19 protein-coding genes are annotated in these 23330 nt (G+C 73.3%); 6 read left to right on the top strand and 13 right to left on the bottom strand.

Features of this window, described 5'->3' with window-relative positions; translation table 11 throughout:
- Positions 1-135 precede the first annotated feature (135 nt).
- Complete coding sequence (gene pcaF / locus GA0070613_RS01505; protein ID WP_089010627.1) at positions 136-1341, bottom strand: 3-oxoadipyl-CoA thiolase; 1206 nt, start codon at positions 1339-1341, stop codon at positions 136-138.
- A gap of 108 nt (positions 1342-1449) precedes the next feature.
- On the opposite strand from pcaF, the gene GA0070613_RS01510 reads away from it, so the two are divergent.
- From GA0070613_RS01510 to GA0070613_RS01525, 4 genes are all read left to right on the top strand, one after another.
- Positions 1450-2415 (top strand): glutathione S-transferase family protein, encoded by a 966-nt coding sequence (locus tag GA0070613_RS01510; protein ID WP_089010628.1) that lies wholly within the window; start codon positions 1450-1452, stop codon positions 2413-2415.
- On the top strand, positions 2408-3031 hold the full coding sequence (locus GA0070613_RS01515) for a DUF998 domain-containing protein (protein ID WP_089010629.1): 624 nt from the start codon (positions 2408-2410) through the stop codon (positions 3029-3031). The genes GA0070613_RS01510 and GA0070613_RS01515 overlap by 8 nt, the downstream gene beginning before the upstream one ends.
- 243 nt (positions 3032-3274) lie before the next feature.
- On the top strand, positions 3275-4561 hold the full coding sequence (locus tag GA0070613_RS01520) for a dicarboxylate/amino acid:cation symporter (protein WP_172875948.1): 1287 nt from the start codon (positions 3275-3277) through the stop codon (positions 4559-4561).
- Between the two features lie 61 nt (positions 4562-4622).
- Positions 4623-5690, top strand: a complete 1068-nt coding sequence (locus GA0070613_RS01525; RefSeq protein WP_089010631.1) for an NADH:flavin oxidoreductase/NADH oxidase — start codon at positions 4623-4625, stop codon at positions 5688-5690.
- 31 nt (positions 5691-5721) lie between these two features.
- On the opposite strand, the gene GA0070613_RS01530 is transcribed toward GA0070613_RS01525, so the two are convergent.
- The 6 genes from GA0070613_RS01530 to GA0070613_RS01555 all read right to left on the bottom strand — a co-directional run bounded on the left by GA0070613_RS01530 (position 5722) and on the right by GA0070613_RS01555 (position 15131).
- Positions 5722-9222: an ATP-binding cassette domain-containing protein gene (locus GA0070613_RS01530; protein WP_089010632.1), complete on the bottom strand. Its 3501-nt coding sequence runs from the start codon at positions 9220-9222 to the stop codon at positions 5722-5724.
- 101 nt (positions 9223-9323) lie between these two features.
- Entirely contained in the window at positions 9324-9917 is a 594-nt protein-coding gene (locus GA0070613_RS01535; protein WP_089010633.1) for a TetR/AcrR family transcriptional regulator, read from the bottom strand.
- 89 nt (positions 9918-10006) lie between these two features.
- Positions 10007-12157: a YhgE/Pip family protein gene (locus GA0070613_RS01540; protein WP_089010634.1), complete on the bottom strand. Its 2151-nt coding sequence runs from the start codon at positions 12155-12157 to the stop codon at positions 10007-10009.
- On the bottom strand, positions 12154-12897 hold the full coding sequence (locus GA0070613_RS01545) for an ATP-binding cassette domain-containing protein (RefSeq protein ID WP_089010635.1): 744 nt from the start codon (positions 12895-12897) through the stop codon (positions 12154-12156). The genes GA0070613_RS01540 and GA0070613_RS01545 overlap by 4 nt, the downstream gene beginning before the upstream one ends.
- 112 nt (positions 12898-13009) lie before the next feature.
- On the bottom strand, positions 13010-13849 hold the full coding sequence (locus GA0070613_RS01550) for a GNAT family N-acetyltransferase (protein ID WP_089010636.1): 840 nt from the start codon (positions 13847-13849) through the stop codon (positions 13010-13012).
- Between the two features lie 55 nt (positions 13850-13904).
- Positions 13905-15131 carry an MFS transporter gene (locus GA0070613_RS01555; RefSeq protein ID WP_089010637.1) on the bottom strand — a complete coding sequence of 409 codons (1227 nt, stop codon included), beginning with the start codon at positions 15129-15131 and terminating at the stop codon, positions 13905-13907.
- 121 nt (positions 15132-15252) lie between these two features.
- On the opposite strand from GA0070613_RS01555, the gene GA0070613_RS01560 reads away from it, so the two are divergent.
- Positions 15253-15837, top strand: a complete 585-nt coding sequence (locus tag GA0070613_RS01560; RefSeq protein ID WP_089010638.1) for a PadR family transcriptional regulator — start codon at positions 15253-15255, stop codon at positions 15835-15837.
- Positions 15838-15913: 76 nt separating this feature from the next.
- Here the strand turns inward: GA0070613_RS01560 and ispG are convergent, their stop codons facing one another.
- Genes ispG through GA0070613_RS01580 form a run of 4 tightly spaced genes read right to left on the bottom strand, consistent with a single transcriptional unit; the run spans position 15914 to position 19837 of the window.
- On the bottom strand, positions 15914-17086 hold the full coding sequence (gene ispG, locus GA0070613_RS01565; protein ID WP_089010639.1) for a flavodoxin-dependent (E)-4-hydroxy-3-methylbut-2-enyl-diphosphate synthase: 1173 nt from the start codon (positions 17084-17086) through the stop codon (positions 15914-15916).
- Between the two features lie 9 nt (positions 17087-17095).
- On the bottom strand, positions 17096-18343 hold the full coding sequence (locus GA0070613_RS01570; protein WP_089010640.1) for a M50 family metallopeptidase: 1248 nt from the start codon (positions 18341-18343) through the stop codon (positions 17096-17098).
- Positions 18343-19554 (bottom strand): 1-deoxy-D-xylulose-5-phosphate reductoisomerase, encoded by a 1212-nt coding sequence (gene dxr / locus GA0070613_RS01575; protein ID WP_089010641.1) that lies wholly within the window; start codon positions 19552-19554, stop codon positions 18343-18345. Before dxr ends, GA0070613_RS01570 begins: the two co-directional genes overlap by 1 nt.
- 43 nt (positions 19555-19597) lie before the next feature.
- Positions 19598-19837 (bottom strand): hypothetical protein, encoded by a 240-nt coding sequence (locus GA0070613_RS01580; protein ID WP_157746240.1) that lies wholly within the window; start codon positions 19835-19837, stop codon positions 19598-19600.
- A gap of 138 nt (positions 19838-19975) precedes the next feature.
- Between GA0070613_RS01580 and GA0070613_RS01585 the strand changes: the two genes are divergently transcribed.
- Entirely contained in the window at positions 19976-20293 is a 318-nt protein-coding gene (locus GA0070613_RS01585; RefSeq protein ID WP_157746241.1) for a hypothetical protein, read from the top strand.
- A 100-nt stretch (positions 20294-20393) separates the two neighbouring features.
- Here GA0070613_RS01585 and GA0070613_RS01590 read toward each other — a convergent pair whose 3' ends face one another.
- Positions 20394-22880, bottom strand: a complete 2487-nt coding sequence (locus tag GA0070613_RS01590) for a GcvT family protein (protein ID WP_089010644.1) — start codon at positions 22878-22880, stop codon at positions 20394-20396.
- 150 nt (positions 22881-23030) lie between these two features.
- Entirely contained in the window at positions 23031-23252 is a 222-nt protein-coding gene (locus tag GA0070613_RS01595; protein ID WP_089015679.1) for a transposase, read from the bottom strand.
- Positions 23253-23330: the final 78 nt, after the last annotated feature.

Raw genomic sequence — 23330 nt, forward strand, 5'->3', positions numbered from 1 at the left:
GAAGCGACACCGGCCGACCCGCGGATCGTGTGGTGCTGACCACTCTAGGCGCGTCCGCCCACCGACGGGAGATCGGCTTTTCGGCCCGGACAGGCTCCGGTCCGCCGCCGGCGACGGCGGCGGACCGGAGCCTCGTCAGGCGGCGGACTCCAGCAGCAGGGAGATGCCCTGCCCGACGCCGATGCACATGGTCGCGAGCGCCCGCCGGGCGCCCCGCCGGCGCAGCTCCAGCGCGGCGGTGAGCGCCAGCCGGGCGCCGCTGGCCCCCAGCGGGTGGCCGAGCGCGATGGCGCCGCCGTTCGGGTTGACGTGCTCGGCGTCCTCGGGCAGGCCCAGTTCCCGCAGCACGGCGACCGACTGGGCGGCGAACGCCTCGTTCAGCTCGATCACGTCTACGGCGTCGAGCCCCAGGCCGAGCCGGTCGAGCAGCTTGCGGGTGGCCGGCACCGGACCCATTCCCATGATCCGTGGCGGCACGCCGGCCGCCGCCGCGCCGCTGATCCGGGCGAGCGGGGTGAGGCCGTACCGGGACACCGCGGCCTCGGAGGCGACCAGCAGGGCGACCGCACCGTCGTTGACGCCGGAGGAATTGCCGGCGGTGACCGTGCCGCCCTCACGGAACGGGGTGGGCAGCGCGGCCAGCTTCTCCAGCGAGGTCTCCCGCGGGTGCTCGTCGACCTCGACCAGCTTCGTCTCGCGGCGCCCGGCGGGGACGGTCACCGGCACGATCTCCTCGGCGAACCGGCCGTCGGCCTGCGCCTTGGCGGCCCGCTGCTGGGAGCGGTACGCGAACTCGTCCTGGGCGGCCCGGCCGATGCCGTGCTCGGCGGCGACGTTCTCCGCGGTCTCGGGCATCGAGTCGATCCCCCACCGCTGCTTCATCAGCGGGTTGACCAGCCGCCAACCGATCGTGGTGTCGTACACCTCGGCGGCGCGGGAGAAGGGCGTGGCCGCCTTCGGCATGACGAAGGGGGCCCGGCTCATGCTCTCCACCCCGCCGGCGACCACCAGGTCGGCCTCGCCCGCCACGATGGCGCGGGCGGCGATGGCCAGGGCGTCCAGGCCGGAGCCGCAGAGCCGGTTGACCGTGCTGCCGGGGACCTCCTCGGGCAGCCCGCCGAGCAGCGCCGCCATCCGGGCCACGTTGCGGTTGTCCTCGCCGGCCTGGTTGGCGCAGCCGAGGAGCACGTCGTCGGTCCGGGCCCAGTCCACCGAGGGGTGGCGGGCGACCAGTTCGCGGATCACGTGCGCGGCGAGGTCGTCGGGGCGTATCCCGGCGAGGGCGCCGGCGTACCGGCCGATCGGGGTACGGACTCCGGCCACGAGGTATGCCACGGTCATCGGCGCTGTCCTTCGGGGGTGGGAAGGGGCTCGGACGGCGGCGTCCGCCGGGTCGCGGGGACGCCCGGCAGCCAGGATATCCAGGCCCGGAACGGTTAGGTTGACGGCATGGCCCGGGCCCAGTTCAGCGCAGAGACCGCCGGCAGCGGGGAGTTCGTCCGCCAGCCCAACCGGTTCACCGGTCGGGTCACCCCGCACTCGACGTCCCCGCCCGGCGGCGGGCCGGACGAGCAGGACCGCTGGCCGCTGGAGGCCGGCCGGTACCGGCTGATCTGGTGCCGGGCGTGCCCGTGGGCGCACCGGGCCCGGATCGTGCGCGGCCTGCTGGGGCTGGCGGACGTCATCTCGCTGGGCACGGTCGACCCGATCCGGGACGAGCGGGGCTGGCGGTTCGCCCTCGACCCGGACGGCTTCGACCCGGTGCTCGGCATCGGCTTCCTCTCCGAGGCGTACCTGGCGACCGACGCGGACTACACCGGCCGGGTGACCGTGCCGGCGCTGGTGGACACGCTGACCGGGCGGGTGGTCACCAACGACTACCCGCAGCTCACCCTGGACTTCTCGACCGAGTGGCGGCGGTTCCACAAGCCGGACGCGCCGGATCTCTACCCGGTCGAGCTGCGCCCGGAGCTGGATGCGCTGATGGCGGAGATCCACCGGGACGTCAACAACGGCGTCTACCGGTGCGGCTTCGCCACCTCCCAGGAGGCGTACGACGAGGCGTACCTCGCGCTGTTCGCCCGGCTGGACGCGCTGTCGGAGCGGCTGGCCGGCCGCCGCTACCTGATGGGCGACGCGATCACCGAGGCGGACGTGCGGTTCTTCACCACGCTGGTCCGCTTCGACGTGGCGTACCACGGGCACTTCAAGTGCAACCGGCAGAAGCTGACCGAGATGCCGGTGCTGTGGGCGTACGCCCGGGACCTGTTCCAGACCCCGGGCTTCGGGGACACGGTCGACTTCGACCACATCAAGCGGCACTACTACGGCACGCACCGGGAGATCAATCCGACCGGGATCGTGCCGCTCGGCCCGGACCTGTCCGGCTGGGCCACGCCGCACGGGCGTGGCTGAGGCGGGCCTCGGCCGGGTCGTCGCCGCGTCGGCCGCCGCCGGCTGCACCCTCGCGGGCGCGGTCGCGGTGACGGTCGCCGTGGTCGCCGGTCCCGGTCCGGGCCCCACCGGGTACGTCAGCGAGGCCGGCGTCACCGACAGCCGGTACGCCGCGGCGTACCGGATCGGGATGTTCGCCCTGGCCGCGGCGCTGCTGCTGCTCGCGGTGGCGCTGCCCACGGCGCTGCGGGTGGCCGGGGGGCTGCTCGCGGCCGGCAGCGTCCTCACGCTGCTCTCCGGCGCGGTGACGTGCAGCGCCGGCTGCCCGCTGCCGCCGTTCGAGACGCCCACCGTGGCCGACCTGGTGCACGGCGGCGCGAGCATCGCGGCGACGGCCTCGGTGGTCTTCGCGATGCTGGTCCTGCTCCGCTCCCCCGCCGCCGGCCCGGCGGTGCGCCGGATCGCCGCCCTCGGCGCGGCGACGGCCCTGCCGCTGTCGGCGGCGATCGCCCTGACCATGCTGATCGTGGGGCGCGGCGGCCTGGTCGGGGTGCTGGAGCGGCTGCTGTTGACGGTGGCGGTCGGCTGGGGCCTCGCCACCGCCAGCGCGCTCGGCCTGGCCCGGCGCGGGTCGTGACGAACGGATCACCAGGGCGGGAACCGGTCATGTAAGGATCGTCACGCCGATCACTCCTTCCGACTGTGGGCCGGCTGGGAGTAGCGTCGGCACGCGATGACCAACGTCTGGCACCTCACCGTGCGCCTGTATGTCGACCTCCGACTGCAGGCCAGCGGCGTCTGTCCGGCGCAGCCTCGTTCCTGACGCTGCCCCCCGACCGACCCTCTTACAGACCTTGGACGCAACCTCATGGCTTCCGCCCTGCGCAAGATCCCCTTTTCCGTGCAGATCCTGCTCGGCCTCGTGCTCGGCGTCGCGCTGGGCTTCCTCGCCCGCGCCAACGACCTGAGCTGGCTGGCCAGCACCCTCGACACCGTCGGCGGCCTCTTCGTCCAGCTGCTCAAGCTGGCCGTCCCGCCGCTGGTCTTCACCGCCATCGTGGTCAGCGTGGTCAGCCTGCGCGGCGTGGCCAACGCCGCCCGGCTCGCGCTGAAGACGCTGCTCTGGTTCGGCCTCACCGCGCTGATCGCGGTGAGCATCGGCATCGGCCTCGGCCTGCTCACCAACCCCGGCAAGGGGGTCACCCTCGACGTCGCCGGCGCCGCCGCGCCGAAGAAGACCGGCTCCTGGACCGACTTCCTCACCGGCATCGTGCCCACCAACCCGGTCGGCGCGTTCGTCGAGGGCAACGTGCTCCAGATCGTCTTCCTCGCCCTGGTGGTCGGCGCCGCCGCGCTGCTGGTCGGCCAGGCCGCCGAGCCGTTCGTCGAGTTCAACCGCGCCGTGCTGAGCATCGTGCAGAAGGCGCTCTGGTGGGTGATCCGGCTCGCCCCGATCGGCACCCTCGGCCTGATCGGCCACGCCGTCGCCTCGTACGGCTGGGACCTGCTCGCCCCGCTCGCGAAGTTCACCACCGCCGTCTACGTCGGCTGCGCGATCGTGCTGTTCGTGGTCTACCCGGTGCTGCTCGTCGCCGCCGGCCGGCTCAACCCGCTGCGCTTCTTCGCCGGCGCCTGGCCGGCCATCGAGCTGGCCTTCGTCTCCCGCTCCTCGGTGGGCACCATGCCGGTGACCCAGCGCTCCGTCGAGCGTCTCGGCGTCCCTCGCGAGTACGCCTCCTTCGCGGTGCCGTTCGGCGCCACCACCAAGATGGACGGCTGCGCCGCGATCTACCCGGCCCTGGCCGCGATCTTCGTGGCGCAGGTCTTCGGGGTGCACCTCGGCGTGACCGACTACCTGCTGATCGCCTTCGTCTCGGTGGTCGGCTCGGCCGCCACCGCCGGCCTGACCGGCGCGATCGTGATGCTCACCCTGACCCTGAGCACGCTGGGCCTGCCGCTGGCCGGAGCCGGCCTGCTGCTGGCGATCGACCCGATCCTGGACATGATCCGCACCGCCACCAACGTGGCCGGTCAGGCGCTCGTGCCGACCATCGTGGCCGCCCGCGAGGGCACCCTCGACCGGGCCGCGTACGAGTCCGCCGGCAAGCGCGAGCTGGTCGACGCCGACGAGACGCGGTCGGCGGAGCTGGCCCCCGTCCCCGCCTGAGCAACCTGAAAGGGGAGGGCCCTCGGGCCCTCCCCTTCTCGTGCTTCGAGAGGATCACCGCATGAGTGCCCTGTTCACCCCGCTCGCCCTGCGCGGCGTCACCCTGCCCAACCGGGTCGCGATGGCCCCGATGTGCCAGTACAGCGCCGGCCCGGACGGGCTGCCGACCGACTGGCACCGGGTCCATCTCGGCTCCCGGGCCGTCGGCGGCGCCGGCCTGATCGTCACCGAGGCCACCGCGGTGGTCCCCGAGGGCCGGATCAGCCCGCAGGACGTCGGCCTCTGGTCCGGCGCGCACGTCGATGCCTGGCGCCCGATCACCGCGTTCGTCGCCGCGCAGGGCGCGGTGCCGGCCGTGCAGCTCGCGCACGCCGGGTTCAAGGCCGCCACGTACCGGCCGTGGGCCGAGCGGCGCGGCGGCGTGCCGGACGCCGAGGGCGGCTGGACCCCGGTCGGCCCGGGTGCCGAGCCGTTCCTGCCCGACTACCGGCAGCCGACCGCCCTGGACGAGGCCGGGATCGCCGGCGTGGTGGCCGCGTTCGCCACCGCCGCCGGCCGGGCGCTGGACGCCGGCTTCGCCGCGGTGGAGATCCACGCCGCGCACGGCTACCTGCTGCACGAGTTCCTCTCCCCGCTGACCAACCACCGTACGGACGGCTACGGCGGGGACCGCGCCGCGCGGATGCGGCTCACCCTGGAGGTGGCGCGGGCGGTCCGCGCCGCGGTCGGCGAGTCGGTGCCGGTGCTGACCCGGATCTCGGCCACCGACTGGGTCTCCGGCGGCTGGACGGTCGAGGACAGCGTGGCGCTCGCCGGCGAGCTGGCCGCCGCCGGGGTGGACCTGGTCGACGCCTCCTCCGGCGGCGCCTCGGCCGCGGCGAGCATCCCCATCGGCCCCGGCTACCAGGTGCCGCTCGCCGCCCGGATCCGCCGTGACGCGGGCGTGCTCACCGGCGCTGTCGGCCTGATCGTCGAGCCGGAGCAGGCCGAGCAGATCGTCGCCGCCGGCGAGGCCGACCTGGTCCTGCTGGGCCGCGAACTCCTCCGCGACCCCTACTGGCCCCGCCGCGCCGCCGCCAAGCTCACCGCCGAACCCCACTGGCCCGACCAGTACGCCCGCGCCTTCTGACCCGGGCGGGGCCGCCGGGGCGCGGGCCGGGTCAGCCGGCCAGGTGGGACCAGCGGGGCTCCAGGTTCCGCCAGGGGCCCTGCGCCGCCACGGTCCCGTCCATCAGGACCACGACGTGGTCGGCCCGGACCAGCGCGGCCCGCTTGGACGTCGAGCCGACCACGGTCACCCCGCGGTCGCGCAGCGCCGCCCACAGCGCCAGCTCGGTGGTGACGTCCAGCGCGGACGACACGTCGTCGGCGATCAGCAGCTCGGTACGCGGCGCGAGCGCCCGGGCCAGCGCCAGCCGCTGGAGCTGCCCGCCGGAGAGCCGGGTGCCCTTGTGCCCGATCAGCAGCCCGAGCCCGCCGCCGGCCGCGGCCAGGTCGTGCTCCAGCTGCGCCGCCGACACCGCGTCGGCGGCGTCCACCTCGTGGCCCAGGGCGATGTTGTCGGCGACCGTGCCGGAGAGCACCCGGGGCAGTTGACTGACGTACCCGACCTGGCCGGGGCGCAGGAACAGCTCCGGCTCGGTGACCGGATCACCGTTCCAGCGCAGCGTGCCGGTGTGGTGCACGATGCCGGCGAGGGCCCGCAGCAGCGAGGACTTGCCGGAACCGACGGGGCCGACGACGAGCACCAGCCGCCCCCGTTCGACGGTCAGGTCGACGTCCCGGACGGCGAGGGTGCCGTCGGAGTGCAGCGCCCCGAAGCCGGCGAGGTCGAGCCGGCGCAGCGGGTGCCGCGGCGGCGGTTCGGGCGCGGGCGCGCGGCCGGCGGCGAGGTCGACCCCCGGCACCGCCGCCGAGTACTCCCCGATCCCGGCCATCGCCACGGTCCGCCGGGTCCACACTCGCGCCGACGGGTAGTGCGAGACCAGCGACGCGGTGGTCCAGGCGAACCAGCGGGCCGCCCCGAGGGTGGAGACCGCCACCAGGGTGGCGCCGGCGGAGAGCCCGCCGGCCAGGTAGAGCGCCCACGCGCCGATCGGCAGCAGGCCGCTGACCACCGACGGGGTGGACCGCGCCCACACCTGCATGGAGATCTCCCGGCGCTGCCGGTCGCTGCGGACGCTGTCCAGGGCGGCGAGGTGGTCCAGCACCGGGCGGGTGGCGCCGGCGAGCTTCACCGTACGGGCCGCGGAGAGCGAGGAGACCAGGGCGGTCGCGAAGGCGGCCCGGGCCTTCACGGTGCCCCCGGCGGTGCGTTCCAGCCGCGGCCCGAACAGCGTCGCCGCCAACCCGGAGACCAGCATCGTCCCGGCGAAGAAGAGCGCCGGCACCATGCTGCCGGTCACCACGGTCATGGTCACCACGATCGCCACCGAGATGAACTGGTCCATCAGGTTGTCGGCGAGCTGCACCACCCGGTCGGTGTCGCCGCCCTGGGCGACCACCTCGGCCGGGGTGTGCCCGCTGGCCCGGCGCGCCCCGGTCTGCCCGTGCACCAGCCGCAGGCTGATCCGCAGCATCTGCCGGATCCACCACTGCGGGAACCACAGGTTGGTCAGGTAGGGCAGCGGCAGGACGACCAGCAGCGCGGCGACGATGCCCAGCGCCGGCAGCCAGGGGTCGCCCCCGCCGACCACGTCGGCCCAGAGCCACGGCAGCACCGAGCCGTCCAGGCCGAGCAGGGTCATCACGACGAACAGGCAGACGGAGACCAGGCCGTACCGCGGGTCGTTGGTGCCCAGCCGCAGGATCTCCCGCATGGTCCGCGCGGGCGGCGCCGGGGGCAGCGGCGGCGGGTCGCTCTTCGGTACGACCACCGGGGCCGGCCGGGCGGCCTCGGCCGGCGCGGACGCCGGCTCGCCGTCGTCCCACGGCTCGTCGGGCCCGGGCAGCAGGTCCACCCCGCCGCGCCCGGCGCCGGCCGAGGCGTACGCGCTGGCGTGGCTGGTCGCCAGCAGCTCGGCGAAGCGTTCCGACTCGCGCAGCGGGCCGGCCTCCAGCACCGCGCCGTCGGCCATCACCACCACCTCGTCGCAGCGGCGCACCGAGGAGAGCCGGTGCGCGATGACGATGCCGATCCGGTCGGCGAGCAGGCGTTCGGTGGCCTGGCGGACCCGGGTCTCGGTGACCGGGTCGAGCCGGGCGGTGGCCTCGTCGAGGATCACCACGTGCGGGTCGCGGACCAGGATCCGGGCGAACGCCACGAGCTGCTCCTGCCCGGCGGAGAGCACGTGCCCGCCCTCGCCGAGCTTCGTGTCCACGCCGTCGGGGAGCTCGGCGATCCAGCCGGCCAGCCCCAGCTCCGCCAGCGCCCGGGTGGCGTCGTCGAGCAGGTCGGGGTCGAAGAGGGCGACGTTCTCGGCGAGGGTGCCGGCCAGGATCTCGGTGCGCTGGGGAACCACAGCGATCCAGCGGCGCAGCGCCTCGACGTCCAGGTCCACCAGGTCGGTGTCGCCGAGGAAGACGGTGCCGCGCGGCACGTCCACGGCCCGGGTGAGCACCTTGGCCAGCGTCGACTTGCCCGAACCGGTCCGCCCGACCAGGGCGTACGACCGGCCGCGGGCGAAGGTGAGCCGGATGTCGCGCAGCGCCGGCCCCCGCTCGTCCCCGCCGGCGGGGTAGCGGAAGGTGAGCCCGCGCACGGTCAGGTCGCCGTCGGCCGGGGTGACGCCACCGGCGGGTTCCTGCCGGGAGCCGGCGAGCAGTTGCACCCGGGCCCAGGCGCCGAGTGCCTGCTGGAGGTGCGGCACCCAGCGGGCGATGTGCTCGACGGTCGCGCCGAAGGCGAGGGCGAGCAGCCAGATCGCGGTGAGCCGGGCGCCGTCGATCCGGTCGGCGGCCAGCGCCCACGCCCCGCCGAGCACCACGGCGGCGATGCCGACCCGGACCGCGCCGGCGGCGAGGGCGGTCACCCGGGCGGAGAGCCGGAACACCCGGCCACCGCGGGCGATCACCTCGGCCGCCCGCCCGGCGTAGAGGCGCAGCACGTACGGCCGGGCCAGGCTGGTCCGGACGTCGTCCTGGCCGTGCACCGCCTCCTCCATCACCGCGGCCAGGTCGGACCAGGCCTCCTCCTCGATCATCCGGGCGGGGGCGATCCGGGCGGTGGGGCGGCGCAGCAGCACGCCGAGCAGCGCGGTCAGCACGATCATCCCGACCCCGGCCGGCCACCAGACGATCAGCGCGCTGGCGGTGGCGAGCAGGCAGACGGCGAGCCCCTGGACCAGCCGGACGCCGGTGTTCCGCATCTCGGCGGCGACCTGGTAGACGTCGTTGTCGATCCGGTCGAGCAGCTCGCCGACGGGGGTGGTCTCCAGGGTGGGCAGGTCCTGCCCGAGCGCCACCCGGCAGAGCCGGCGGCGGACGTCGGCGGACCAGTCGGCGGTCAGCCCGGCCATCAGCAGCCCGACGGCGAGGTCGGTGAGCACGGCGGCGACCAGGGCCACGGCCAGGGCCGCGAACCAGCCGGACGAGCGGTGCACCAGGACGGGCCCGGCCAGCGCCGAGGCGGCGGCCTGGCCACCGGCGCCGAGCAGGATCAGCAGGACGACGACCGCCATCCGGCGTGGTGCGGTGGCCCAGAGATCACGGAGCAGGCGCATGGGACGGTCCTCCGGACTCGGGTGGGCGGGGCGGTGCTCCCAGCCTGGTCGTCCGACGGCGACGGCTCAACGCATTTACGCCGGCGGCAGACATCCCCGGCTCAGGTCTGGGCGACCCGGCGGACGATACCGAGCAGCGCCTCCTGCACATCCTCGATCGGCCGCTCCGGCTGGAAGACCAGCCAGTCCACGGCCACCACCAGCCCGACGCCGAACAGCGCGGAGCTGGCCGTCCGCACGTCCAGGTCGGCCGGGAGGTCACCGCTGGCGACCCCGGCCCGGACGGTCTCGGCGATCACCTCGATGGCCTCGCCGCGCAGCAGCCGCAGGGTCTGCTGCCACTCCCGGTTGGTCCGCCACATCTCCGAGAGCAGGAGCTGGGCGAAGGCCCGGTACCGACGGATGTACTCCAGCTCGGCGCGGACCAGGGCGGCGAGCGCCTCGCGCGGCGGCAGCCCGGCGACCGCGGCCCGGAAGTCGGCGGTGAGCAGCCCGATGCCGTGTCGCAACAGCTCCTCGAAGAGCACGGTCTTGGACTCGAAGTTGTAGTAGACGGTTCCCTTGGCCACCCCGGCGCGGGCCGCGATGTCGTCCACGGTGGTGGCCGAGAAGCCCTGCTCGGCGATGAGCTCCACCGCCGCCACGAAGAGGCGCTGGCGGGTGTCCTCCCGCCGCCGCGACCGTCCGTCCGTCACTCGCCCTCCACGTCCACCCGTCCGGCACGCGCCGGTGGGCCGGCCCGTGCCGGAGCCCCGGGTCACCGCCGTCCGGCCCATCAGCATCCTCACATGGTCAGTTCGGGGTGCAGCTTGGCCGGGGTCAGCCGGCGGGACCGGCGCGTCGCGCCGATGGTGAACAGCAGCGCGCCCACCCCGAACGCGACCAGCACGGCCGCTCCGGTGAGCACCGGCCCGGTGGGTCCGCCGTTGATGGTGTGCCGGAGCCCGGCCACCACGTACGTCATCGGCAGCCAGGGGTGGATGGCCTGGAAGAAGCCGGGCGAGGTCTGCACCGGGTAGGTGCCGCCGGAGGAGGTGAGCTGGAGCATCAGCAGGGCCAACGCGGCGAGCCGGCCGGCCGGACCGAGCGCCGCACCGAGCAGCTGCATGATCGCGGTGAAGGCGAGCGAGGTCAGCGCGAGCAGGCCGAGGGTGGCCAGGTCGTGCACCGGGTCCAGGCCGAGCACCAGGGTGACCACGGTGAAGAGCACCCCGGCCTGGGCCAGGCCGATCGCCGCGGCGGGCAGCCAGCCGGCGAGCGCGACCCGCCAGCCGGGCGCACCGGACATCACGTGCCGCCGGTTGACCGGCCGCAGCAGCATGTACGTGATCATCGCGCCGACCCAGAGCGCCAGGGCCAGGAAGTACGGGGCGAAGCCCACGCCGTACGAGCCGGCCGGGTGCTGCGAGTTGCGGATCAGCCCGACCGGGTCGCCGAGGATGTCGGAGCGGCTCTCCGCGTCGTGGTACCCGGGCAGCCTCTTCTCCCCCGCGGCGAGCCCGTCGGCGAGGTCGCCGGCGCCGCCCTCCAGCTTGGTCAGCCCGTCGGCGAGCCGGTCGCTGCCGCTGCTGAGCTGGGCCAGCCCGCCGTCGAGCTGGCGGGCGCCGGTGGCGAGCCGGTACAGCCCGCCGCGGAGCTGGTCCGCGCCGTCGGCGGCGCCGCCCAGCCCGTCGCGGAGCTTGGCGCTGCCGGCGGCGAGGGTGGTCAGCCCGCTGGCGAGCTGGTCGACCTTGGCCCGGGCGGAGGCGACGTCGTCGGCGAGGTGCGGCGCGGCGGTGGCGACCTCGCCGGCGGTCGCGGCCACCTGGGTCATCTTCTTCTGCAGCGCGGCCAGGTCGGTCTTGTCCAGGGTGGCGGCCATCGCCTTGGCGGCGGTGACGGCCTTGTCGGCGGCCTGCCGGGCGGCGACGAGGTTCGGGTCGTCGGCCAGCTCGGGGTGGGCCTCGACCAGCGCGTCCAGCCGGTCGCGGACCTGCTCCGCCTGGGTCACCACCTGGTCCGCCTTCGCCGGCAGCGCGTCGATGCCGTCGGCGAGCGCCTGCGCGCCCTCGGCGACCAGGGTGGCGGCGCGCTGGATGTCCGCGGCGTTCTTCCGCAGCAGCGGCTCGTACTTGTCGACGGCCGCGTCCACCCGGGCGGCGGCCGCGCGGGTCTCGGTCGCCGCGTGGTTGGTGCCGTCGGCGATCTGCGCCGCGCCGGTGTAGAGCTGGTCGAGCCCGGAGGCCAGCTTGTCCGCGCCCTGTACGGACCTGCCCAGGCCGTCCGCGAGCTGCCCGGCCCCGTTCTCCGAGGCGTCCAGCCCGTCGGCGATCTTCCCGGCGCCGTCCTCGGAGGCGCCGAGCCCGTCGTGGATCCTCCCGGCGCCGTCGGCGGCCCGGCCGGTCTCGGCCTTGGCGTCGGTGAACCCGATCAGCATCTTGTCGAAGTACGAGGCGGCCGTGCTCTCCGCGGCGGCGGCTCGGATCTCGCTGAACGCGGAGCGGGCGAGCAGCCCGGAGAGGTAGTTGGTGGCGTCGTCGTTGACCACCTTCAGCTCGCCCCGGCGGGCCGGCTGGTTCGGCTCGGGGCTGGCCGCCAGGGTGGCCGAGAAGTCCGCCGGGATGGAGAAGACCAGGTGGTAGCGGCCGCTGCGCAGGCCGGCGGTGGCGTCGTCGGAGTTGGTGACGGTCCAGCCGAAGACCTTGCGGCCGATCAGCTCGTCGGTGAGGTCCCGGCCGGCGTGCACCTCGGTGCCGTCGCCGGCCTTCGCCGGCCGGTCGGCGTTGACCAGGGCGACCGGGATGCGATCCAGGTTCCCGTACGGGTCCCAGAAGGCGTAGAGGTAGAGGGCGCCGTAGAGCAGCGGGATGACGGTGAGGACGGCGAGCGCGGCGCGCGGCAGCCGGCCCCGGGTCATCCGGCGCAGCTCGAACAGCGCAAGACGAACGACACTCATGCGGTCACCTCGGGGGTCTGGTCCTGGGCCGCCCGGGGGGCGACGAGGGCGGCCGGGGGCAGGGTCAGCTCGGTGCGGGTGGGCAGGGTCGGATCGCCGAGCCGGTGGGTGATCGCGATGGTGCCGGGTTCGACGGCGCGGGCGCTGGCGATGACGGCGTATCCCTGGTCGGCGAGGCGGGACAGGGCGGCCCAGATCCACTGCCGCTCGGGGGCGTCGGATCCGGCGTCCACGTCGTCGGCGACGATCAGGTTCGGGCCGCTCAGGCTGGCCAGCACCAGGCCGAGCACCTGCCGCTCGACGGGGGTGAGGTCCCGGCCGTACCGGTCGGGGTCGAGCGGGCTGTCGGTGAAGCCGGCGCCGGCGATGGCGGCGGCGAAGGCGTCCCGCCGGTACGCCCGGCGGGCGCGGACGGCGGCGACCGGCACGAGCTGCCGGCGACGGCGCGGCACGGGCCCGAGCAGCAGCAGCCGCTCCTGGATGTGTTCGGCCACGGTCAGCGTCGGGTCGGGCTCGTGCACCCCGGCGACCTGGCCGAGCGCGGCGGGGCCGCGCCGGCGCAGCTCCCCGTCGGTGTGCGGGAAGCAGCCGGCCAGGGCGAGCAGCAGGGAGGTGCGCCCGCTGCCGGGCGGCCCGGTCACCGCGTGCAGCTCGCCGGCCTCGGCGGTCAGGTCGACGTCCCGGTACATCCAGCCCCGGCGGGTCCGCAGCCCCAGCCCGCTGGCCTCGACGATCTTCATCGCCCCATCCCGACTTCCTTTGAACTGACCGGTCAGTACAAAAACATGGTCAGCGTAGCGCCGTACGTCCGGTTCGGCGATTCAGCGGAACGTGATCCCGGCCATGCCCGGCTCAGAAGAGCACGGTGGCGAGCGTGCCGACCGGCCGGAAACCGCAGCGCTCGTAGACCCGGCGGGCCGGCAGGTTGAAGTCGTTGACGTAGAGGCTGACCGTCGGCGCGACCCGGACCAGCGCGTCCCGGACCACCGCCGCCATCGCCGGCGTGGCGATCCCGCGACCCCGCCACTCCGGCGCCACCCAGACCCCCTGGACCTGGGCCGTCCGCCGGGTCACCACGGCCAGTTCGGCCTTGAAGACCACCTTGCCGTCGACGAACCGGGCGTACGCGCGGCCCGCGCGGACCAGGTCGGCCACCCGCCGCCGGTACCCCCGCCCGCCGTCCTCAACCAGCGGCGACACCCCGACCTCCTCGGTGTACATGGCCACCGCCGCCGGGAAGAGCCGGTCGACCTCGCCGCCGCGCACCCGCCGCACCGCCGGGTCGGCCGCCACCGTGGGCAGCGCGTCCGTGGCCAGCAGCGGCTGGTTGGGGCGTACGTCCCGGGCCGGCCCCCAGTGCGCGGCGAGGCGGTCCCAGAGGCCCAGCACCGCGTCCGCCCGCCCGACGATCGACGAGCAGATCCGCTCCTCGGTGCCGAGCTGATCGGCGAAGGCGGCGACCGCCGGCTCCGTGGCGAGCACCGGGGTCAGGTTGCCGCCCAGCCAGCAGATCGACTCCAGGTTGCGCCGGGCGCCGTAGCCCAGGATCCGGCCGTCGGCCCGCCACCAGGCCAGCCCGCGGGCGGCGACCCGCTCGGCCACCTGCGCGCCTGCGAACGGATCGAGGTCGAGCAACCGCTCGACCGCGCGGCGCTCCGATTCCCCCAGTTGCCGTACCGGCACCGTCAGCACGGCTACCAGCCTGCCAGATCGGCCCGGTGGCGCGCGGGCCGACCTGATGACCGGGTCAGCCAACCGGGATCGGCGTGGGCGCCGGCTCGGCCGGGCGGGACCGCCGCGCCCACGCCACCACGGGCGGCACCAGCAGCCCGAGCAGGAGGAACAGCGCGCCGAGCAGCAGCCAACCGGGCACCCCCCAGCCGACCGCCAGGGTGGTCACCACCACCGGCGCGATCATCCCGCCGAGCTGCATGCCCATCCCGTACGCGCCCTGGTACTGCCCTTGGGCGTGGGCCGGGGCCAGGCCGAAGGAGATCCCCCACCCGGCCGCGGCGTGCCACAGCTCGCCGATCACGTGCACGAACGCCCCGGCCAGCAGCAGCGCCACCGCGACCGGGGTCGGCGCACCCCCGCTCGCGGCGAAGAGCGCGCAGGCGACCGCGATGACCGCGCCGGCCCGGCGGGCGGCCCGGGCCGCCCCGGCCAGGTCCTCGGTGCCGCGCGAGGCGCGCACCTGGAAGAGCACCACGATGACGGTGTTGACCAGCATGCAGCCCGAGACGAGCCAGTTCGGGGCGGCGGTGTGGTCGGCGATCCACAGCGGCAGAGCGATGTTGATCAGCCCGAAGTGCATCGAGAGCAGCCCGTCGAGCACCGTGAAGGCCAGGAAGGGGCGGTCCCGCAGGGCGATCAGCCGCGGGCCGTGCGTGGGCGCGGGGACCGGCGGGACGGCCGGCAGCCGGAGCAGGATCGCCGCCGCGACCAGGTACGTCACGCAGTCGAGCAGGATCAGGGCCAGGTAGCCGGCCCGGGTGTCCGCGGCGAGACCGAAGCCGGCGACCACGGCGCCGACGGAGATGCCGACGTTGGTGACGGCGCGCAGCCAGGCCCGGGTACGCACCCGCTGGTCGGCGGGGACGGCCCCGGCGATCAGCGCGCCCCGGGCGCCGCGGCTGGCCGCGTCGGCGACCGCCATCAGCATCCCGACGACGAGGAAGGTCGGGAACGACCGGACGGCGACCAGGGCGGCGGTGAAGGCGCCGGAGGCGACCAGCGCGGCGAGCTGGATGCCGCGCGGGCCGTACCGGTCGGCGAGATAGCCCATCGGCGTGCTGGCCACCAGGCTGACCAGCGCGGTGATGGTGAGGCCGAGGCCGACCTGGGCCACGGTCAGGCCGACCGAGCGGGTCAGGAAGAGCGCGCTGACGGTCAGCCAGGTGCCCCGGCCGACGGTGTTGACCAGGGTGGAGAGGGCGAGGGTCCGGGCCGGGCCCGGTTCGGGAAGCAGGCGCACGGCGAAAGCTTAGCAAGACGTACGTACGGTTTTCTGACCCGTCCACGATTCAGCTTGTCGGCGATGCATTGCCGATATATCGTCGATGCATCAGCGACAGTACGAAGAGAAGGAGAGTCCGATGGGATTCCACGCACGGATGCACGCGATGCACGAGGCGCGGATGCGCGGCTTCGGCTTCCCCCCGTTCCCGCCCGGCCCACCGTTCCCCCCGGGACCGCACGGTCACGGCGGGCGAGGCGGCCGAGGCGGTCGCGGCCGGGGACGGCGGCCCAACGTCCGGGGCGCCGTGCTGGCCCTGCTCACCGAGCGGCCGATGCACGGCTACGAGATGATCCAGGAGATCGACTCCCGCACCGGCGGGGCCTGGCGGCCCAGCCCCGGCTCGATCTACCCCACCCTGCAACTGCTGGAGGACGAGGGCGTCATCGCCGCCACCGACGGGTCGGGCGGCGGGCGCAAGCGGTTCACCCTCACCGACCACGGGCGCGCCGAGGCCACCGAGGCGGCGCAGACCCCGCCCTGGGCGGAGTTCGCCGAAAACACGGTCAACAGCTGGCACGACATCCGGGACGCCGGCGCGCAGGCGATGAACGCGCTGCGCCAGGTGATGATGACCGGCACCGACGACCAGCGCGAACGGGCCGCCCAGGTGCTCGACGAGACCCGCCGCAAGCTCTACGCCATCCTCGCCGAATCCGAGTGAGCACCTCACCCGCGTACGCGAAAAGGGCGGCCCTCCCCCACGGGACGGCCGCCCTTTCCGACGGTGCGTCGGGACGTCAGTGCACGGTGACCCGGGGACCGGGGACCAGGTCGCGGAGCTCCTCGGGGATCTCGGCGCCCATCTCGTCGGCGATCCGCAGCGCCTCCTCGATCAGCGTCTCGACGATCTGCGCCTCCGGGACGGTCTTGACAACCTGGCCCTTGACGAAGATCTGCCCCTTGCCGTTGCCGGAGGCGACGCCGAGGTCGGCCTCGCGGGCCTCACCCGGGCCGTTCACCACGCAGCCCATCACGGCGACCCGCAGCGGCACCGGCAGCCCCTCCAGACCGGCGGTGACCTCCTCGGCCAGCTTGTAGACGTCGACCTGGGCCCGGCCGCAGGAGGGGCATGAGACGATCTCCAGGCCCCGCTCGCGCAGGCCCAGCGACTCCAGGATCGCGTTGCCGACCTTGATCTCCTCCACCGGCGGGGCCGACAACGAGACCCGGATGGTGTCGCCGATCCCCTCGGCCAGCAGCGCGCCGAAGGCGACCGCCGACTTGATGGTGCCCTGGAAGGCCGGGCCGGCCTCGGTCACGCCCAGGTGCAGCGGGTAGTCGCACTGCTCGGCGAGCTGCCGGTACGCCCGGATCATCACCACCGGGTCGTTGTGCTTGACCGAGATCTTGATGTCCCGGAAGCCGTGCTCCTCGAAGAGCGAGCACTCCCAGAGCGCCGACTCGACCAGCGCCTCGGCGGTGGCCTTGCCGTACTTGGCGAGCAGCCGCTTGTCCAGCGAGCCGGCGTTGACGCCGATCCGGATCGGCACCCCGGCGTCGCCGGCCGCCCTGGCGATCTCCTTCACCTTGTCGTCGAACTGCCGGATGTTGCCCGGGTTGACCCGGACGGCCGCGCAGCCGGCGTCGATCGCGGCGAAGACGTACTTCGGCTGGAAGTGGATGTCGGCGATCACCGGGATCTGCGACTTCTTCGCGATCGCCGGCAGCGCCTCGACGTCGTCCTGGCTGGGCACGGCGACCCGGACGATCTGGCAGCCGGAGGCGGTCAGCTCGGCGATCTGCTGGAGCGTGGCGTTGACGTCGGCGGTCAGGGTGGTGGTCATGGACTGCACCGAGACCGGCGCACCCCCACCGACCGGTACCGAGCCGACCATGATCTGGCGGCTGGCCCGACGCGGGGCGAGCGGCGGCGGCGGCACGGGGGGCATACCGAGACTGACAGCGGTCACTTCAGGCACTCACCTTGGGAAGAGCGTGATCGGGTTGACGACGTCCGCGGTGACGGTCAGCAGCGTGAACACGCCACCGATCAGGATCACCGCGTACGTGATGGGCATGAGCTTGAGGTAGTCGACGCGGCCCGGGTCCGCCCGGCCGATCCGGGCGTAGAGCCAGGAGCGGGCCCGCTCGAACCAGGAGATGGCGATGTGCCCGCCGTCCAGCGGCAGCAGCGGCAGCAGGTTGAACACGCCGATGAAGAAGTTCAGCGAGACGAAGAGCATGAAGAACCCGTACCAGGCGTCGTTCGCCACGAACTCGCCGCCGAGCCGGCTGGCGCCGACAACGCTGATCGGGGTGTCCATGTCCCGCTCGCCGCCGGTGATCGCGTTCCACAGGGCGGGCACCTTCTGCGGGATGCGCTGCATGGCGTGCGCGGTCTGCACCGCCATGCTCCCGGTGAAGTCGGCGGTGGCACCGAACGCGTCGATCGGCCCGTACTCGATGTACTGCGGCGTGGTGGGGCGGAGGGCGACGCCCATCGCGGCGACCGCCGAGGTGGCGCCCTTGGGGTCGGTCAGCGGCGGGCGCTGCACGGCGGCGAGGTCGACGGTGGCGGTGGCGGCCTTGCCGTCGCGGACGTAGTCGACGGTGGCCAGGCCGGGCGTGGTGCCGCGGACCACGTCGAGCATCTGCCCCCAGGTGGAGACCGGCTTCCCGTTGACCGCGGTGATCCGGTCGCCCTCCTTGAGCTGGGCCTTGGCGGCCGGGCTGGCCGGGTCGCCGGCCTGGCAGGCGCGGTTGGCGTTCTCCACCACCACACACGGGGCCAGGGCGATGACCGCCGGCTCGGCCTTGAAGGCCTCCGTGGTGGTCGGGGCCTTCGGGTTCGGCAGGCCCACCGAGACCGCCATGATCCAGAGCGCGCCCAGGGCCAGCGCGAAGTGGGTGATCGAGCCGGCGGACATCACGATCGTCCGCTTCCACACCGGGTAGCGCCACATGGCACGCTTCTCGTCCCCCGGTTCGACGTCGTCGTCCTGCGGGGTCATCCCGACGATCTTGCAGAAGCCGCCGAGCGGGATGCCCTTGACGCCGTACTCGGTCTCACCCCGCTTGAACGACCACAGGGTCGGGCCGAAGCCCACGAAGTAGCGGGTGACCTTCATCCCGAACGCCTTGGCGGTGAGCATGTGCCCCGCCTCGTGCAGGCTCACCGAGACGAGGATGAACACGGCGAAGAGGATCACCCCGAGCAGGTTTGCCATCAAGCTCCTTCCACCGACCCGACGATGATCTCCTGGGCGTGCGCCCGTGCCCACGACTCGGCGGCGAGCACGTCCTCGACGGTACCTGGTTCGTCGAAGTCCGGAGCGTCCTCCAACACCCGCCGGAGGGTGTCGACGATGCCGAGGAACGGCAGCCGCCCGGCCACGAACGCCTCGACGCACTCCTCGTTCGCCGCGTTGTAGATCGCCGGCCGGCAGCGCCCGGCCGCCCCGGCCGCCTTGGCCAGCGCGACCGCCGGGAACGCGGTGTCGTCCAGCGGGAAGAACTCCCAGGTATGGCTCTTCGTCCAGTCGACCGCGGCGGCGGCCCCCGGCACCCGGTCGGGCCAGCCGATCCCGAGCGCGATGGGCAGCCGCATGTCCGGCGGGCTGGCCTGCGCGAGGGTGGAGCCGTCGGTGAACTCGACCATCGAGTGGATCACCGACTGCGGGTGGACCATCACCTCGATGTCGGCGTAGGGCACGTCGAACAGCTCGTGCGCCTCGATCACCTCCAGCGCCTTGTTGACCATGGTGGCGGAGTTGATCGTGACGACCGGCCCCATGTTCCAGGTCGGGTGGGCCAGCGCCTGCGCGGGCGTGACCTCGGTCAACTCGTCCCGGCGCCGACCCCGGAACGGGCCGCCGCTGGCGGTCACCACCAGGCGCCGCACCTCGCCGCGGGTGCCACCGCGCAGGCACTGCGCCAGCGCCGAGTGCTCAGAGTCGACGGGAACGATCTGCCCCGGCCGCGTCACCGCCGCCTTCACCAGCGGGCCGCCGGCCACCAGCGACTCCTTGTTCGCCAGGGCGAGGGTACGACCGGCGCGCAGCGCCGCCAGGGTCGGCGCCAGCCCCAGCGAGCCGACCACCCCGTTGAGCACCACGTCGCACGGCCACCCGGCCAGCTCGGTCATCGCGTCCGGGCCGGCCACGATCTTGGGGAGCTTGAAGTCGCCGGTGGCCCAGCCGCGCCGGCTCGCCTCGGCGTAGAAGGCGAGCTGGAGGTCCTGCGCGGCGGACGCCTTCGCCACCCCGACCGCCTCCACGCCCAGTTCGAGGGCCTGCGCGGCGAGCAGCTCGACGTTGCCGCCGCCCGCGCCGAGCGCGACCACCCGGAACCGGTCGGGGTTGCGCCGGACGATGTCGATGGCCTGGGTACCGATCGAGCCGGTGGACCCGAGCAGGACGAGGTCGCGGGGAGAGGTCACCCGGCCATTCTTCCCCAACGGTGCTGAACGCCCGCTGGGAGCCTCACCCCCCGCTGTCCGGTTCCTCCACCGGCGCCTCCTCGTCGAGCAGATCGGCCGGGTCGACCGTGAACACGAACGGCTGCCGCATGACGAAGGTGGTGCCGGCGGCTGCGGCGGAGAGCGCCTGGTACTCCCCCTCGACCAGCTCGTGGAGGGCCAGCACAGGAACCCGGTTACGCAGGTCGACCCGGAGGAAGAAGGGAACCCCGGCCGCGGCGTACTCGCGACGCCGGTCGATCACACCGCTGCGGTGGTCGGCCGGCGACACGATCTCGCCGAGCAGGACCGCCGATGAGATGTCAATCGCCGTTCGACCGCCTGCCGGAGGCGATAGGCGAGCTCCCGTTGCACCACCCGCCGGTCGGGCCCGCATCCGGGCGTGACCACGACGCAGCCACGCAGCACCTCCACGCGCGGGCCGTGTTCTCCGGCAACAGGTCGAGCGCTGCTCGTGCGGTCCACGCGTCGTCACGCCGACCCAACGATGCGGCCCGGTGGGCGCCTCATCGTCGGCAACTTCCATCTGCGCAACGGGACCAAGGCGCTGATGGACCACGTGCTGGACTGGCGGCTCGTCCATCGGACTGAGGAGGACCTGGATCGGCTCTTCCAGGCATCGGCCTTCGGACGCCCGACCACCCGCGTGATGTACGAGCCCGAATCGATCAACCTGTTCGCCGAGCGTGTCAAAGACTGATGCGTCGGCCTGTCCCGCGTCAAGAACCTGGCTCAAGATTACGGTCATGCCCAGGGTGGATGAGATAGAGCTCGATGAGATCGGTGGATACTCCTACCCCTCACATCTTTATCCGTTCGTTGGCGGGATCGTAGAGCGGTCGCAGCGAGACCACGGCCGGGTAGGTCGAGGCGCCGATCTCGACGGTCCACTTGCCGGAATCGATCCACGCCTGATCGAGCGGCTGGCGTGCGTCAACCATCGCGAGGCCGACCGCCCCACCCAGCGAGAAGCCGTACGAGGCCGCCCGGATGTAGCCGACCGGCGTGCCGTTGCGGCGCACGACCTCGGCGTGGAACATCAACGGTTCGGGGTCGGTGACCAGCACCTGCACGAGCCGGCGGGTGAGCGGCCCCTCGGCCTTCTTGGCCAGCACGGCCTCGCGGCCGATGAAGCCGCCCGGCTTGTCGAGCGCGACTGCGAAGCCAAGACCGGCTTCGAGGACTGAGTCGGTGTTGTCGATGTCGTGCCCGTAGTCCCGGTAGCCCTTCTCCATCCGCAGACTCGACAGCGCCTTGAGCCCGGCATGCCGCAGACCCACCGCCCGGCCCGCCTCGACGAGCCGGTCGTAGACGTGCACGGCCTGCTCGGCGGGGATGTAGAGCTCATACCCCAGTTCGCCGAGGTAGGTGATGCGGATGCAGAGCACGCGGGCGAACCCGAGGTCGATCTCGCGCGCCGTGCGGAACGGGAACGCCTCGTTGGACATGTCCTGCGTCGTCACCGACGCCAGCAGTTCCCGCGAGCGCGGTCCCTGGATGTTGATCTGCGCGTAGCCACCCGAGACGTCGGTGACGAACGCGTGCGCGTCCCCGAAGTGGCGGCGCATCCTCGCTTCGACGTGCCGGTGCGCCGTGTCCGAGGCAACGACCCAGAACCGGTCGTCCCCGAGCTTGGTAACCGTGAGGTCGGCCTCGAGCGTCCCGCCCTCGTTGAGCCACTGCGTGTAGGTGATGACGCCCGCCTCGCCGTCGACGCGGTTGGCGGAGATGCGCTCGAGTTCGCGTCCAGCGTCGCGTCCCTGCACGAGGAACTTCGACATGAACGACATGTCCATGAGGATCACGCCTTCGCGGGCGGCGCGGTGCTCGGCCTCCCAGTACGGGAACCAGTTCTGCCGCCCCCACGACAGCGCATCGACCTTCGGCTCGACACCCTCGGGCGCGTACCAGTCGGCACCCTCCCAACCGCTCACGTCCTTGAAGTACGCGCGCTGCTCGACGAGCCGGTGGTGCAGCGGGGAGAGCTTCGCATTGCGAGCGGTCTGCATCGAGCGGCCCGGGTAGTGGCACTGGTAGACCATGCCGAGCGACTCGACCGTGCGCGTCGCCCGGTACTCCGGGTTGCTCTGGTAGGCGTGCAGCCGGTCGATGTTGATGCCGGTGACGTCGATGTCCGGTCGGCCGTCGACGATCCAGTGGGCGAGTGCGCGACCGATCCCGCCCCCCGTCAGGATGCCGATGGAGTTCAGCCCGGCCGCCACGAAATAGTTCTTCAGCTCGGGCGCCTCGCCGACGATCGGCTGCAGGTCGGGGGTGAAGCTCTCGGGCCCGCAGAAGAACTTGCGGACGCCCACCTCCATCGAGACCGGGATCCGCTCCATCGCCTTTTCCAGGTATGGCGCCATCCGGTCCCAGTCGGGCGGTAGCTCCCCGAACGAGAAGTTGTCGGGGATGCCCTCGATCTTCCAGGGCGCGCAGACGGTCTCGAAGAGCCCGAGCATCAGCCCGCCGCCCTCCTCGCGGAAGTAGCCGTACGACGCCGGGTCTTCGAGTACGGGCAGGGATCCGTCGACGCCCTCGACGGGCTCGGTGATCAGGTAGTAGTGCTCGGCCGCCTGCAGCGGGATGTTCACGCCCGCAGCCGCGCCGAGCTGGCGGGCCCACATGCCCGCGCAGTTGACGACGTACTCGGCCTCGATATCGCCGTACGGCGTCCGTACGCCTGTCACCGCGCCGCCCCGCCGCAGCACGCCCGTGGCCGGGACGCCCTCCAAGATCTTCACCCCCTTCATCCGGGCGCCCTTGGCGAGCGACATCGTGACGTCCACAGGGTTCGCCCGGCCGTCCTGCGGCACGTAGAAGCCGGCGAGCAGGTCGTCCGTGCGGGCGAGGGGGAACAGCTTCTTGACCTCGCCCGGCGAGATCTCGTGAACGTCGACTCCGCAGTACCGGTTGAAGGCCGAGACGCGGCGGTATTCCTCCAAGCGGCCCGGTTCGGTCGCGAGTTCGATGAAGCCGACTTGCTTCAACCCGGTGGCGAGCCCGGTCTCGGCCTCGAGTCGGGCGTACAGGTCGCGGGTGTACCTGCGCATCTCGGTGGAGGTCTCGGACGTCGAGCCGAACGTGACCATCAGCCCGGCCGCGTGCCATGTGGTGCCGGACGTCAGTTGGTCGCGTTCGAGCAGCACCACGTCGGTCCACCCGAGGTGGGCGAGGTGGTACGCGACGGAGGTCCCGATGATCCCGCCGCCCACCACGACGACGCGCGCACGATCTGGGACGCCGCTCGGCGCGGGGCCGCTCTTGGGCGGTGTCGGCAGGGTCATGGTCGCTCCGATCCTGATTGACGAGTTCGCCAGGCGCGTCGATTATGGCCGTCCCGACCGCGCGCACCGCCGTCGGCCGGTCACCTCGACAGGTCTGTCCGATCCTGGACCGCTACCCCTAGACCCGCAGCGCCGCGAACTAGTGCCTCGTCATGCAGCCTTGAACGGGTAATCCGGGTGGCGGATTTTGGATCCGGTGGTGAATCCGGATTTCGGTTTGGCGCGGTGGTTGCGCCAGCGGATGTAGTCGCCGATGGCGGCGTCCTGCTCGGCGTGGCTGCGGTGGTCGGTGCCGTTGAGCGCGAAGTAGCGCACTGCGGCGAACTCGGCTTCGATCCAGTTCAGCCGGGACGCGTAGGTCGGCAGGAACACCAGTTCCACCAGGTTGGCTTCGAGGCCGGTGCCCCGGTACGGCAGGAACAACTGGCGCAGGTGCCGCCGGTACGGGCG

The organism is Micromonospora inositola (assembly GCF_900090285.1).
Lineage (GTDB): Bacteria > Actinomycetota > Actinomycetes > Mycobacteriales > Micromonosporaceae > Micromonospora > Micromonospora inositola.